The sequence below is a fragment of the Sphingobacterium athyrii genome, assembly GCF_003071065.1.
GTDB lineage: Bacteria > Bacteroidota > Bacteroidia > Sphingobacteriales > Sphingobacteriaceae > Sphingobacterium > Sphingobacterium athyrii.
Genome location: NZ_QCXX01000006.1, coordinates 364,296 through 378,675, shown reverse-complemented (window position 1 = coordinate 378,675; position 14,380 = coordinate 364,296). Strand labels below are relative to the sequence as shown.

The following is a 14,380-nucleotide window of genomic DNA, read 5'->3' as shown; positions in this document are numbered from 1 at the left end:
AGCTTACTGAGCTATTTATAAAAATTAGCACGCACTAGAACGGCATACCGATCCCAAAATTGTACTGGATAAAATTATACCGATCGGGCCTATGACTGTCATAATATTGCTGCTTAAACTCTTTTGAGTCAAAGAAATGCTTGATTACCCATTGGTTGCTACCCGAAAACTGCGGATCTTTAACCTTTAGTCCTGCGTCCAGGCGGATCACAAAGTAATCTGAATCAAAACGCAGTCCAAACCCTGTACCAATAGCTACCTGCCCCAAAAACTTATTGAATTTAAATTCACCGCCGGGATTTAATTCATCATCTTTTTTAAGCCGCCAAACGTTCCCCATATCAACAAAGGTGGCTCCGTTCATTTTGGCCCCTAGAAAATTATTTAAGATGCGGAACCTATATTCGGCATTTGCCTCCAATTTAATTTCGCCAAGTTGATCCAAGTTGCGCAAATTCAGACGCAGGTCCTCACTTAGGCTTTGTCGATTATAGGCGCCTGGCCCCAGTGTGCGCGCCTGCCACGCCCGGATACCATTCATTCCACCGCTGTAAAAGCTCTTTTCAAATATCAACAACTTCGAATTGTTCCCATACGGTATGGCTATCCCCGGATTAAATCGGAAAACAAATTGTCTGTTTCCTCCAAGATTCCGATACAAACGATAATCAAGCTCCGTTTTCGCATACTGCAAGAATGGCACTCCAAATATTTTTTTCTCACCATCGGCATTCGCCGGTAATTTGGCCAGACTACTGATCAGATCCAAGACATTTCCGCTGACATCCACCGTACCACGGAAATATTGAAAATCTTCTTTGCTGGTCAGCTTCTTGCCATTCAGCATAAAGGTATATTGGGTACCCAGTCCAAAATATTGACGGTCATTGCTACGTACATACAGCTGATATCCGCCCTGTTCAAGGTTTTTCCGAAAATTCGAGTCCAATCTTCCGTCCCGATATTCCAATACGATCGGAGTAAAACTGTGATACTTATTCTCTGTTTCATACCAGGAATAATTCAGTGAAGTTGTAAAATAGCGGTTGGAGTAAGTCCGATCCTGATCAAATAACTGAAGAGTCATGGAATAGGTTGTTTTGGGTAAACCATATTTTCCCCCCGGATTAATATTGAACGGCACCATGAGGCGTGGAATCACCAAATTCACACCCGCCTGAAAATCATTGTTAAATATCTTGCTGGAAAGCCCGCCCGACAAACGTGGATCAAACAACACCCCGTACCGCAGCTTCACTTCCAATTGCTCCGAACCGCCAAAAATATTACGTTGTGAAAACGTATTTCCAATATTAAAACCGCTCATCCCCGAACTAAAAGTGTACTCCCCTTCAATCTGGTTGCCCATACGCGGTCTTGGAACAAAGTCATAATGTACATCAAGTTTATTGGAATCTTTTTTTACAAACTGTATTTTCACCGACCGAAAACCGTTCATCTCATATAGCCGATCATAAGATTTATTTTCTTCGGCCAAGGAATAATAATGACCGGATCGCAAATACATATATCGCTCCAAAGGTTTCCAGCGAAAGCTATTGGTCTCATCCACAAAAAGAAGTCGTTTTGAAGAGTCAGTTATGCGGCGGGGTGGTTTCTTTGATATTGCCCCATAATTCCTAACAGTCATATATACACTGTCAATTTGATACTTTTTATGTATCGTTGAATCACTCGGGTTTTCAATAGTTATTTTTAAATCGATCTGATCACCGTTCAGCGTAGAGTCAATACCCACACGCATATATTGCCGCAAATAATCGTAATAGCCATTGTTGCGCATGACAACATATAATTTTTCGCGTTCATCCAACAATTTAGCCGCATCGTATTGCGTATTGGGTTTGACTTTAGTTTTTGGCAGAATATCCCGATCAAATAACCATTTTGCATCGCCATCTTCATATTTACGCTCAATATTCCTGATTTGATACGCATTTCCTTCATCTACCCTAAAATCGATATGTGCCCTCTTTTTTTCAACCTTAATCTCGGGACTGACCTTGGCGTTAAAATATCCCTTCGTAAATAGAAAACGTCTGATTTGATTGGCCGACAAGTCGACCATTGCCGAGTCCAACAAATGTGGTGGCTCACCAACATTTCTGATCTTCTTGGTCTTATAGCGACCTTTTTTTGTATTGAAGGTATTATAAATAAATAGGTTTACCCGCGAATTAGGTCTGATCTGATTGGAGATATAGGTCTCGGAAGACTCTTTCAGTGCTGGTGAAACTCCAGAAATCTGTACTTTTGTAACCAAGGCTTGGTCGTCATCTATATATTTTGAAGATCGGCAAGATGCAAAAAATAGCGTCAAAAGCATTATACTTGCAAATCCGATAAAACGAGGGTACTTAATCATCAATAAAAATGTTGTCAAAAGCGCAAATCAGTCTAATAACGTCTCTACAAAACAAAAAGTATAGAAAACAACATGGCTTATTTATCGTTGAGGGCATAAAATCCGTCAAGGAATTTATCTCATCGAGTTACCGGGTTGATTCCCTTTTCTATACAGACGACGCAAACACAAAAGTGGGTAAAATCTCGCATAATATAAAATCCCATGAACTGACGGGGGCTGAATTTCAAAAGATTAGTACACTAAAATCTCCGCAAGGCATCCTTGCTCTGGTCAAGCTCCCAAAACAACAACAGATTGAAGTAAGTGATTTAAGAAATTGCTACAACATCGTTTTGGATGATGTACAGGATCCCGGTAATTTGGGTACCATCATTCGCACAGCCGAATGGTTTGGGATCAAACATATCATTTGCTCCATTGGCACGGTAGATGCCTATAATCCGAAAGTTGTGCAGGCGACAATGGGCTCATTGGCAAGGATACAGGTACATTATGTGGATCTGCATGAATTTATTTCTTCAACAGACCTACCGGTCTATGGCGCACTACTTCATGGGCAATCCATTTACCAGACCGAATGGAGTACAGAAGGATTGATTGTCATGGGAAATGAAGGCAACGGTATCAGTACAGAAGTAATAACTTTAATAGATCAGGCAGTGACCATACCCCGCATCGGCCAAGCGGAATCGCTGAATGTTGCCGTAGCAACAACGATATTCTGTAGCGAGATCGCCCGGCAGCGGCTGATCTAAATGGACGTTCAACCGCAGATGATATCCGTTGATGTACCCAATGTGATGTCATAATTGGAAGATTTTTCGAAAATTTCGAACAAAAGAAAAAGTTTAATCGTTTCAAAAGCTGTACATTTGACCTACACTTCAAAAAGTACAGGTATCATCCACGGTACCGCATACTTGAGGAATTATTCATGCACGATAATTTTTTTAAAATGCCATCTGAACAGAAATCCATCTACACGCTTCAATTTATTTTACTTTGCCTGAGCTCACTCCTATTCTCGTCTAGTTTCAATATGATTATTCCCGAGCTACCTAATTACCTGAGTAGCCTGGGCGGGGCTGAATATAAGGGTCTGATCATCGCACTATTTACATTGACTGCCGGAATTTCACGACCTTTCAGTGGTAAGCTGACCGATCGCTGGGGCCGTGTACCCGTTATGGCCATCGGATCCATCGTCTGTTTTATCTGTGGTTTTCTTTATCCGATCTTAACTTCCGTCGCGGGCTTTCTGTTTCTTCGGCTGATACACGGTTTCTCCACCGGTTTTAAACCTACATCCACCTCAGCTTATGTTGCGGATCTTGTTCCTCAAAAAAGATGGGGCGAAGCCTTGGGAATGCACGGTCTTGCATTCAGTGTCGGCACTGCAGTAGGCCCAGCAATAGGAAGCGCTATTTTTGACGCTTTTGGGATTAATGTCATGTTCTACTCCTCGTCTTTCATGGCATTGTTATCAATCCTCATCGTCATCAATATGAAGGAAACCTTGGTTAAAAAGGAGAAATTTAACCTTTCCATGCTCAAAATAAACCGAAAAGACATTATTGAATGGCGCGCACTCCCTGCTGGAATAGTTACCTTTCTATCCTATACGGCGTACGGTGTGATCCTGACCCTTATTCCAGATTGGAGTGAACATCTAGGATTAAGAAATAAAGGCCTTTTCTTTCTGGCATTTACAATCGCATCCGTCATGATACGTTTTGTTTCGGGAAAGGTTTCCGATCGCTATGGGAGGCCGAAAGTTATTATTACAGGCATAGTGATTATTGCCGTTGCTTTGGTGGTGATTGGTTTTGGGGATAGCTTTATCGGTATGATGATTGGAGCGAGCATCTACGGTATTGGCACGGGTATATTATCCCCCGCAGTTAACGCCTGGACTATTGATCTAAGTATCCCCGAACATCGGGGCAAAGCGGTCGCGACCATGTATATTTCGCTCGAAGCGGGAATTGGCCTTGGAGCACTTCTCGCTGGATTATATTATGCCGATGTCATTTTCCGCATTCCGCAAATTATGTATGCAAATGCCGTCGTACTAGTGATCGCTTTACTCTATATGCTAAATTGGCAAAGAAAATCTTAGTTTTAGCTATTCGATTGGAGTCATTAAATTTAAGTACGCTAACGGCGGACTAACAAGCTCACGATAGCATCGCTTGTATGACTATTTATAAACAGATAGCAAATGATAAACAATTATTTAAAGCTTCAATATAAATTGTTGACACGCCATTTTAAGGCGACCGGCCTTCCGATTGTGGTTGCACCACTTTTGTTTATTGGAACCAGTTATCTTGCCTATTACCTTCTGCTCCAGTATCCTGTTTTTGGAAGCTATGCCCTGCTGCTTAGCAATTTTCAGTTACTCTTTCTCCTGACCGAAAAAAACAGGAACGATTTTCTTAAAAATACCTTTAGTAAAAAAAATTTTTATACGATCAGGCTAGTGGAAAATGGATTCGTGATTTTACCGACCATGGCTATTTTTCTATTTCTAGGGCTATGGCTATATGGCGCGGCGCTCATTGCACTAGCTCTTGTATTTGCTTTTTTGATCTTTAAAGCTTTTGGTAAATCTATCCCAACTCCGTTTACAAAGAAACCATTTGAATTTATTATTGGATTCCGAAGGAGTTACCTGCTAATTTTCATTCTGTATATACTCGGAGCAATCGGCTTCTATGTAATGAACCCTAACCTCGTTCTATTTTGTATCGCTGGTATTGCACTTACCGCTGTATTCTACTATCAATTACCGGAACCTATATTTTATCTTTGGAACAGCCGAGAGTCACCGGCCAGATTTCTGCTGCGGAAATTTAGGCATGGAATACTGCAATGCCTTTTATTTGCCTTTCCGCTCCTACTGACATACGCCTTTATTTTTTCATCAGAATGGTTTAATGCACTAATTGTTTTGGGCGGTATACTATTCCTACTCCCTTTTGCCATTACCTTAAAATATGTCGCTTATCCACGAGAGATCAATTTTCCGGAGGTTTTTGCGCTGGTATTATGTTTCAGCTTCTATCCATTGATATTGGCATTATTACCTTTCTATTACTTTAAAGCCCTCAAAAATCTAAAGAACTATTTATGATCGAACTTATTCATATCAGTAAATCCTTTGGGCAGCATCAGGTCTTGCATGAGGTCTCCTTTACTTTTGAGGACGGAAAAGTCTACGGCATCGTAGGCGAAAACGGGGCTGGAAAAACAACCTTATTTCGCTGTATAGCAGGGCTGGAAACAGCTTCGGGAAAGATCAGCGCAAATCTGCAACCACTTAAGAACCATTTAGGTTACCTGACATCAGATCCGTATTTCTTATCGAAACTCACAGGTGAAGAATACATCTACCTCCTTACAGATGCCCGAGGGAAAAGTATTCAGCATCTAAGCGAAAGAAATATCTTCGAATTACCATTAAAAGAGTATGCGAGCTCTTATTCCACGGGGATGAAAAAGAAACTGGCACTGACAGCGACTCTGCTCCAGAACAACAGTTTCTACATTCTGGATGAACCTTTTAACGGAATCGATCTACAAAGCAGTATTATCCTGACCGAAATCATACTACGTCTTAAAGCAATGGGCAAAACCATCCTGATCTCATCGCATATATTTTCGACACTAAAGGATACCTGTGATGAGATATTGGTTTTGGAAGAAGGTCGGATCAGCAAGACTGTTAAAAAAGAACAGTTCGGTAATTTTGAAGAAGAAATGAAAGAGAAAATATTGAAAAAAGATATTGATAAACTGTGGCTTTAAAAGCCACTAAAACCTAAAATATACCAGATGGAAAAATACCTACCAACATTAGAAACGGAACGTCTAATCATCCGTCCGATAAGCATGGACGATAAGGACTATTTTTTTGCCATGGATTCACAGGCTGAGGTACATACCTTCCTCAATAAAGAGCCAGTTCAATCCATCGAAGAAATGGAAAAAGTGATCGCTCTCATTCGGCAACAATATGAAAAATACGGTATTGGCCGACTGGGAGTTATTGAAAAATCAAGCAACCAATGGATCGGCTGGACGGGTTTTAAATATATTGATGAATTGGAAAACGGACGTATCGGATTCCTAGATCTAGGCTATCGTTTCAGGGTAGAATCCTGGGGTAAAGGATATGCCACTGAGGCGGCATTAGCCTGTATGCAGTATTATCGGGAACACCTGACTCATTTCGAGCTCCATGCCATCACCCATACCGAAAACAAAGGATCAAGGCATGTATTGGAAAAAGTGGGTTTTCAGGTCACCGAAGAGTTTTATTTCGACCGTTGGGACATCCAATGTTATTGGTACGACCTGGTCGAGTAATCGGCACAAAACTAACTATATTAGCTTTAAAAACTAATTTTTTTAACTTTTTATACTTTCACTGGGATAAAACAAAATGGTTTTGTATTTTTACACGTTCGAATAAAATAAAATTTCGAACATTTCTGTATTGTACAATTTAATCTATTGCTGAATAAATGAGTGACGAAACAAACTTCCCAACGGAAGATAACCAAGAAGAATTAGGAGCAGGAAAAACAGAGGGCGGAAGTCAGACAATACCTTTATCTGGACTGTACGAGAACTGGTTTTTGGATTATGCGTCCTATGTGATCTTGGATAGAGCTGTACCCCATATAAATGACGGCTTGAAACCCGTACAACGTCGTATCCTCCATTCCTTAAAAGAAATGGATGATGGACGATATAATAAGGCTGCCAACGTGATTGGTAATACCATGAAATATCACCCGCATGGAGATGCTTCCATCGGAGATGCCATGGTTCAATTGGGACAGAAAGACCTGCTGATCGATTGTCAGGGTAACTGGGGCTTCCCGATCACGGGTGATTCGGCTGCAGCACCACGTTATATCGAAGGACGGCTTTCTAAATTTGCGAATGAAGTTGTCTTCAATCCGGAAACGACAGAATGGCAACAGAGCTACGATGGACGTAACCGTGAGCCAGTTACTTTACCTGTTAAATTTCCATTGCTTCTGGCTCAGGGAGCAGAAGGTATTGCTGTAGGTTTGGCAACCAAGATTATGCCCCACAACTTTATTGAGCTTATAGATGGCTCAATTCAGGTACTGAATGGCGAACGACCAAATATTCTTCCCGATTTTCCGACAGGTGGTATGGCCGATGTGTCCAACTATAACGAGGGACAACGCGGTGGAAAGATCCGCGTGCGCGCTAAAATCGAGGAAAGGGATAAAAAGACCCTGGCGATCACAGAAATTCCTTTTGGCACTACTACAGGCGGCTTGATCGAAAGTGTAGTGACAGCCAATGAAAAGGGCAAAATCAAAATCAAGAAAATTGAGGACAACACCGCTGGAAATGTTGAAATCATCGTGCATTTAGCGCCGGGAATATCTCCTGACGTTACTATCGATGCCTTGTATGCATTCACTGCCTGCGAGGTTTCCATTTCGCCAAATACCTGTGTCATCAAAGATGAGAAACCTCATTTTATGAGCGTCAATGACATCTTGATTGAAAATACCAAAAACACCAAAAATCTATTGAAGCGGGAATTGGAGATCCGTTTAAATGATCTTCAGGAAAAAATATTCTTCAATAGTTTATTAAAAATATTCATCCAAGAGGGGATGTACAAACATGCCGATTATGAAAATGCCGGTGACTTTGACACTGTCGTACAGGTTTTAAATCGCTTGTTTGAGCCATTCTTTGAACAGTTTTATCGTGAAATTCTTCCGGAGGATTATAAGAAACTGATCGATAAACCAATGAGTAGTATCACACGTTTCGATGTAAAAAAATCAGACGAAACGATGAAGACGCTCGAAAATGAGATCAAAGAGGTGAAGCGCCATTTGCGTCAATTGACGGAATATGCTATTGCATGGTATGAAAAACTACGTGAAAAATACAGTAAAGATCGCGAACGCAAGACTGAATTACGCATCTTTGATAAAGTTGAGGCAACACAAGTTGCTTTAGCCAATGCGAAGCTGTACGTCAATCGCGAAGAAGGTTTCATCGGTTCAGGAATGAAGAAAGATGAATTTGTCTGTGATTGCTCGGATATCGACGATATCATTGTTTTCCGCGAAGATGGCAAATATGTCGTCAGCAAAATCCAGGATAAAGTATTTGTCGGAAAGGGAATTATCCATGTAGCGGTCTTCAAAAAAGGGGACGAACGTACCATATACAACGTGATCTATAAAGAAGGCGAAACCGGTACGAGTTATATCAAACGCTTCTCTGTCGTCGGCGTTACCCGCGATAAGGAGTATGATGTATCCAAAGGATCGAAAGGATCAAAAGTTTTATATTTCACTGCTAATCCAAATGGTGAGGCCGAAGTGGTCAATATACAGCTCAAACCACACACGAAATTGCGTAAATTGAATTTCGATATGGACTTCGCTGAAATTGCCATTAAAGGTCGTGCATCTCAGGGCAATATTGTTTCCAAATACCCTGTCAAGAAAATCGCCTTCAAAAGCTCAGGTATTTCAACGCTCGCAGGACGAAAAATTTGGTATGACAGCATCATGAAACGCTTAAATGCCGATGAACGTGGTCAGTATCTAGGGGAATTTGATGGTGATGATAAAATATTAATTGTGCTTTCCGACGGTAGCTACGAGTTATCGAACTTCGACCTGAGTAACCACTTTGATGAAAAAATGATCCGTATAGAAAAATTCTACCCGGAACATATCTATACCGTGGTACATCAAGATGGTAAGAGTGGTACTTATTTTGTCAAACGTTTTAAATTTGATGACCAGCCTATTGGTAAACGTATTTCGTTTATCAACGAAGAACCCGGTTCAAAATTAGTGCTTATGAGCAATGCTGCTGAGCCGACCGTCAGATTGGACATCCTGAAAGGTAAATCACAAACGGAGGAAACACTGGAACAACCGTTGACTGAAATTATTGACATAAAGGGTATAAAAGCACAAGGCAACCGTCTGTCCTTCCATACCGTAAAATCTGTCACCTTGATCACGGCTGATGAAGATCTAAGTGAAAAAGGAAAGGAGAAAGCTGAAGTCGCTTCAGAAGGTGGCGAAACAAAATCCGGAGAGACCAAATCCGATGCGGCAACTGATGAAATATCAGCGGATGCCACTAAGGATAAAAAAGAAGATGATATCAAATTAGAAATCACTAATCCTGACGACATCCAAATTGATGACAAAGGGCAAATGGAAATGTTTTAACAGCATTTTTCAATAAGTAATCCGCATAAGAAAAGGCTCGAATATCATATTCGAGCCTTTTTATATTATAATGATCACAGGGTATTCCTCAAAGGTAACCAAGGCCTTGTTTCAATCCTCCTCGCCCCCTAATAAACAGCCCACCATCAATTTGCTACGCTAAACACAAAACTCCCCATTAAAACCTTTACTTTAGGCTTTAAATTCTTTTAAGAATTTTTGGAGCTTCGGTGCAATGACTACTGAACAGAACGGATTTTCAGGATGATCATTAAAATAATTATGATGATAATCTTCGGCCAGCCAAAATATTGACGCCGGTTCTACCGCTGTTACAATTGGATCTTCATAGATATCCTCGTTTTCCAACTCATCAATAAAGTTTTTCGCTAAGATCTCCTGTTCTTCGTTATGATAGAAGACTACAGAACGATACTGCGTACCCACATCATTACCCTGACGGTTCAATGTTGTCGGATTATGTGTTTTGAAGAAAATCTTCAACAGATCCTCATAATTGACCAGTTCATCGTCATACTCCAACTCCACCACTTCCACGTGATCGGTTGTACCTGTACATACCTGCTCATAAGTAGGATGGTCTACATGACCTCCCATATATCCTGGCAATACGGATGTCACTCCTTCGGTATTTTGGAAAATCACTTCCGTACACCAAAAACATCCACCTCCAAATGTTGCTTTCATATTTTTATAGTATTGAGTACTGAGTATTTAGACTTTAATTTTATAAGCCCTTAGCACGCTCGTTATATTATTTTTTTACTTCCACAATGCCCACACAAAGATAATCATTATTCAATTTAATACTTCTATCTAAACGTGTATTCTATATTTAGTGTGCGTATTGAGTGATTCCTAATAATAATGTTTTCCTTTGATCAATAGGTCCTGCTGCTTACTGTCACAAACGGCGTAAGAGAATCCTTCCTGCAATGCAAAAGCTCCATACTCACCTTTCTTGTTAATCGCCAAAAATCCAACTTGTATCTCTTTGGCAATTGCAGGCTTTTTCTTCACGATACGCATCACAGCTTCCTTACAGGCATCTTCTGGCGAGTAACCCTGACGCATCAATTCAACCACCAAAAAACTGCCTACATTACGGATAACTTCTTCACCTACCCCAGTCGAAGTAGCCCCACCAACTTCATTGTCAACATATAAGCCAGCGCCGATGATCGGGCTATCTCCCACCCGGCCGTGCATTTTAAATGCCATTCCACTGGTTGTACAAGCACCGGATATATTTCCATTGGCGTCTAAGGCTAGCATACCAATGGTATCGTGATTATATTGGTTGCCCGGCAGGCGCTCCGCAGCAAAAGTTTTATTTTCGATATTAACGACTGGCTTGTATTTCTTCTCCTTTAACCACTCCTTCCAAGCTTTCTCTCCCTCAGGCGTCAATAAATTCTCTTCTTTGAAACCGTTTTCCAACGCAAATTGCAATGCCCCCTCTCCAACTAGCATGACATGTGGAGTTTTTTCCATAACCAAGCGGGCCACCGATATCGGATGTCCGATTTTTTCCATACCAGCCACAGCACCACAATTACCATCAGCATCCATAATACAGGCATCTAAGGTCACATGTCCATCACGATCCGGATACCCTCCTTTTCCGACGGTCATATTTTTCAAGTCCGCTTCGGGTACACGCACACCTTGTTCGACAGCATCAAGAGCTTTTCCGCCTTTCGATAAGATCTCCCAGGCCGCCTTATTTGCCGCTATTCCAAAATCCCAGGTTGATATGACAATCGGATATTTTTTCACCTTATCATCGGATGCAATCGTCAGCCCTTTTGTATCAAATGCGCTCAAGGTACCTATCGCCGTAGCAGCCATAAAACCTTGTTTAATAAAATTACGTCTAGAACTCATATATAAACTATTTGTCTTTTAATAACCTGTTTGCCTCCACCGTCCGGCATTTTACAAGCATGAATAATTCGTTTTTAATTGTTCATTGCCACAATTCGCAATCGCTAACCTGCTTTTTGGCAGTGAGATTCAAAAACAATCGACGGTTTTGCGATCAATAAGCAATAATACAAAATGGTTTTAGCAAATAGACAAATTAATTAAAATTAGGCCCAAAGGTTCGTTTTTTAGCAACACAATATTCAAATCACTCAAAAATCGACAACAAACGTTGATTTATATTGTGAATTAATCCTATCTTTAGAAACAAACTAATCAGCATGAAAAACACACTAAAATTCGCTATTTTAGCATGTGCAAGTCTTATTGGCACAAGTCATGGCCATGCACAGCAAGTAGATTCCACCACTTATTTCAAAATCAAAGAATTGCAAGAAAACGTAAAACGTGAATTTGCACCGGATCGGAGAACGAAAATAGTGGCTATTCAAAAAGCGGATGTTCCCCAAAATCTATATATCCTCGAAACAACCGAAAAAGATGCTAAGTTTGTTCTGGAACAAAAAGCGAAAGAAATATCCGCGAATATCCAAGTTCAGCTTTTACCGGACGCCAGTGTTGAGGGAAAAACTGTAGGGGTAATCAGACTTTCAGTTGCCAACATGCGTACCTTCCCGGATAATTCCGCGGAATTGACAAGCCAAGTTTTATTGGGTACACAAGTAGATCTGCTACAGAAGAAAAGTGGTGAATACCGGGTACGTACCCCCGATGGTTATATCGCTTGGGTGCCAGCATCTTCAATAGCTGTCATGGATCAGGCCGAGATTGACAACTGGAGACAATCAGAAAAGCTGATCTACACCACTGAATTCGGAAAATCTTATTCCGAACCCAATGAGAAAAGCCAACGAGTATCGGATCTTGTATATGGGGATATCTTGAAATTAACCGGACAAAAAGGCAGTTTTTATGAAATCGCATACCCCGATGGCCGCAAAGGTTATATCAAGAAATCTGAAAGCCTAACGCTAAAAAATTGGCTGGATACGCGTAATCCTACCGCTGACCATATTATCGCAAGTGCAAAAACCATGTTGGGACTACCTTATTTGTGGGGCGGCACATCGGTCAAAGGGGTCGATTGTAGCGGATTTACCAAGACAAGCTTCTTTATGAATGGCTTCGTTATCCCTAGAGATGCATCACAACAGGTTTTAGCAGGCGAAAAGATAGATATCTTGGACAGCGAGGGGCATTTTGATCCTGACAAAGCGCTTAAAAACCTGAAACCAGCAGATTTACTCTTTTTTGCTGCAGGCAAAAATAGTAATCCCAATGCACGCGTAACCCATGTAGCGCTTTATATAGGCAATGGCACTTTTATCCATGCTGCAGGATTGGTTCGCATTAACAGCATGCTGAAAGATGCTGCTGATTACGACGATTTTCAGACACGTACCGTTGTTGCTGCCCGTCGTTATTTAGGTGCCAAGGATTCTGCAATTCAAAAAATCGCTGAAAGCAATTACTACATCAACAAATAAACCATAATGAGCAATCAATCTGAATGGATCAGCAAGGACTTTGGGGCCTTTAAGCTAAGGTTCCGTCCATATACCCTAACATTGCGCCATGTCTTTACCGTCGCTTCTTACAGCCGAAGTACGACACCTGTTGTATTGACCGAACTGGAGTACGAGGGTATCATCGGCTATGGTGAGGCCAGCATGCCGCCTTACCTTGGTGAGTCGCAGGAAAGCGTGATCGCTTTTTTAAATCAAATTGACTTATCAGCATTCAACTCCCCTTTCCAAACGGAGGAGATCCTACATTATGTAGACCAAGTAGCAGCAAAGAATACTGCCGCAAAAGCAGCGATAGATATTGCCTTACATGATGTGCTTGGTAAAATTATGGGCCAGCCCTTCTATAAAATATGGGGATTAAATCCGGATCTTATTCCGCCAACTTCTTACACAATTGGTATTGATACGGAGGACATGATCCGCAAAAAGGTTGCTGAAGCAGATCAGTTTAAGATTCTAAAAGTAAAATTGGGTCTGGATACCGATAAAATGATTATTGAAACCATTCGGCAGGCAACAGATCGCCCATTGTGTGCAGACGTCAACCAAGGGTGGAAAACCCGAGAAGAGGCATTGGAAATGGCACATTGGCTGGCGGAGCGTAACGTCGCTTTTCTCGAACAACCGATGCCCAAAGAACAGATTGACGATAATGCCTGGTTAACCGAGCGCAGTCCAATACCGACTATTGCTGACGAGGGATGTCAACGATTGGCTGATGTACCAGCATTAAAAGGTGTCTACAGCGGCATCAATATCAAGCTTATGAAATGTACCGGTATGCGTGAAGCTAAGCGGATGGCTGAACTTGCACGTTCCCTTGAAATGAAAGTAATGATCGGCTGTATGACCGAAACTTCCTGTGCCATCAGTGCAGCGGCACAATTGGCACCACTAACCGATTGGGCAGATTTAGATGGGGCACTCCTGATCGATAACGATATCTATGATGGCATGACGGTAATCGATGGCAACTGTATCTTACCTAACCGTCCGGGAATTGGAATTTTAAGAAAATAAGATTATATTCAATGCAATGTTTTTCGGTCTTACAAGAAGAACATTGCATTGATTTCGCTATAGCATTTGTAAGCAAAGGCCAATAGCAACCAAAACATTAACAAACTAAATTAATCAATTCATAGCTTTTATGAAATATCCACGTTTGAAAAGTACAACACCGATGTAACTCGACGGGCTATTCCATATGACCTATAAAAGACAAATCTTTT

Annotated in this window: 11 protein-coding genes; 8 read left to right on the top strand and 3 right to left on the bottom strand. The window is 41.2% G+C overall.

Annotated features, from left to right (window positions below):
* Positions 1-34 precede the first annotated feature (34 nt).
* On the bottom strand, positions 35-2,386 hold the full coding sequence (gene tamL / locus DCO56_RS21405) for a translocation and assembly module lipoprotein TamL (protein ID WP_108635777.1): 2,352 nt from the start codon (positions 2,384-2,386) through the stop codon (positions 35-37).
* Between the two features lie 8 nt (positions 2,387-2,394).
* Between tamL and DCO56_RS21400 the strand changes: the two genes are divergently transcribed.
* The 6 genes from DCO56_RS21400 to DCO56_RS21375 all read left to right on the top strand — a co-directional run bounded on the left by DCO56_RS21400 (position 2,395) and on the right by DCO56_RS21375 (position 9,651).
* Positions 2,395-3,144: a TrmH family RNA methyltransferase gene (locus tag DCO56_RS21400; protein WP_108635776.1), complete on the top strand. Its 750-nt coding sequence runs from the start codon at positions 2,395-2,397 to the stop codon at positions 3,142-3,144.
* A 200-nt stretch (positions 3,145-3,344) separates the two neighbouring features.
* Positions 3,345-4,508: an MFS transporter gene (locus tag DCO56_RS21395; protein WP_108635833.1), complete on the top strand. Its 1,164-nt coding sequence runs from the start codon at positions 3,345-3,347 to the stop codon at positions 4,506-4,508.
* A gap of 102 nt (positions 4,509-4,610) precedes the next feature.
* Positions 4,611-5,525: a hypothetical protein gene (locus DCO56_RS21390; protein WP_108635775.1), complete on the top strand. Its 915-nt coding sequence runs from the start codon at positions 4,611-4,613 to the stop codon at positions 5,523-5,525.
* On the top strand, positions 5,522-6,199 hold the full coding sequence (locus DCO56_RS21385; protein ID WP_108635774.1) for an ABC transporter ATP-binding protein: 678 nt from the start codon (positions 5,522-5,524) through the stop codon (positions 6,197-6,199). Before DCO56_RS21390 ends, DCO56_RS21385 begins: the two co-directional genes overlap by 4 nt.
* Positions 6,200-6,226: 27 nt before the next feature.
* The gene (locus tag DCO56_RS21380; protein WP_108635773.1) at positions 6,227-6,760 is read left to right on the top strand and encodes a GNAT family N-acetyltransferase; all 534 of its coding nucleotides are present in this window, start codon (positions 6,227-6,229) and stop codon (positions 6,758-6,760) included.
* A 158-nt stretch (positions 6,761-6,918) separates the two neighbouring features.
* Complete coding sequence (locus DCO56_RS21375) at positions 6,919-9,651, top strand: DNA gyrase/topoisomerase IV subunit A (RefSeq protein ID WP_108635772.1); 2,733 nt, start codon at positions 6,919-6,921, stop codon at positions 9,649-9,651.
* Positions 9,652-9,843: 192 nt separating this feature from the next.
* Here DCO56_RS21375 and msrA read toward each other — a convergent pair whose 3' ends face one another.
* Together msrA and DCO56_RS21365 are read right to left on the bottom strand one after the other, a co-directional pair.
* Positions 9,844-10,359, bottom strand: coding sequence for a peptide-methionine (S)-S-oxide reductase MsrA (msrA, locus tag DCO56_RS21370; RefSeq protein WP_108635771.1), 516 nt, complete (start codon positions 10,357-10,359; stop codon positions 9,844-9,846).
* A gap of 171 nt (positions 10,360-10,530) precedes the next feature.
* Positions 10,531-11,559 carry a glycosylasparaginase gene (locus DCO56_RS21365; protein WP_108635770.1) on the bottom strand — a complete coding sequence of 343 codons (1,029 nt, stop codon included), beginning with the start codon at positions 11,557-11,559 and terminating at the stop codon, positions 10,531-10,533.
* A 320-nt stretch (positions 11,560-11,879) separates the two neighbouring features.
* On the opposite strand from DCO56_RS21365, the gene DCO56_RS21360 reads away from it, so the two are divergent.
* Positions 11,880-13,106: a C40 family peptidase gene (locus tag DCO56_RS21360; RefSeq protein ID WP_108635769.1), complete on the top strand. Its 1,227-nt coding sequence runs from the start codon at positions 11,880-11,882 to the stop codon at positions 13,104-13,106.
* A 6-nt stretch (positions 13,107-13,112) separates the two neighbouring features.
* On the top strand, positions 13,113-14,168 hold the full coding sequence (locus DCO56_RS21355) for a dipeptide epimerase (protein WP_108635768.1): 1,056 nt from the start codon (positions 13,113-13,115) through the stop codon (positions 14,166-14,168).
* Positions 14,169-14,380 lie beyond the last annotated feature (212 nt).

Bases quoted from the DNA above. Each gene is read 5' to 3' on its own strand.
- DCO56_RS21365 (WP_108635770.1), bottom strand. From the start codon at position 11,559: ATGAGTTCTAGACGTAATTTTATTAAACAAGGTTTTATGGCTGCTACG.
- DCO56_RS21385 (WP_108635774.1), top strand. From the start codon at position 5,522: ATGATCGAACTTATTCATATCAGTAAATCCTTTGGGCAGCATCAGGTC.
- DCO56_RS21390 (WP_108635775.1), top strand. From the start codon at position 4,611: ATGATAAACAATTATTTAAAGCTTCAATATAAATTGTTGACACGCCAT.
- DCO56_RS21380 (WP_108635773.1), top strand. From the start codon at position 6,227: ATGGAAAAATACCTACCAACATTAGAAACGGAACGTCTAATCATCCGT.
- DCO56_RS21375 (WP_108635772.1), top strand. From the start codon at position 6,919: ATGAGTGACGAAACAAACTTCCCAACGGAAGATAACCAAGAAGAATTA.
- DCO56_RS21395 (WP_108635833.1), top strand. From the start codon at position 3,345: ATGCCATCTGAACAGAAATCCATCTACACGCTTCAATTTATTTTACTT.
- DCO56_RS21400 (WP_108635776.1), top strand. From the start codon at position 2,395: ATGTTGTCAAAAGCGCAAATCAGTCTAATAACGTCTCTACAAAACAAA.
- DCO56_RS21360 (WP_108635769.1), top strand. From the start codon at position 11,880: ATGAAAAACACACTAAAATTCGCTATTTTAGCATGTGCAAGTCTTATT.
- tamL (WP_108635777.1), bottom strand. From the start codon at position 2,386: ATGATTAAGTACCCTCGTTTTATCGGATTTGCAAGTATAATGCTTTTG.
- DCO56_RS21355 (WP_108635768.1), top strand. From the start codon at position 13,113: ATGAGCAATCAATCTGAATGGATCAGCAAGGACTTTGGGGCCTTTAAG.
- msrA (WP_108635771.1), bottom strand. From the start codon at position 10,359: ATGAAAGCAACATTTGGAGGTGGATGTTTTTGGTGTACGGAAGTGATT.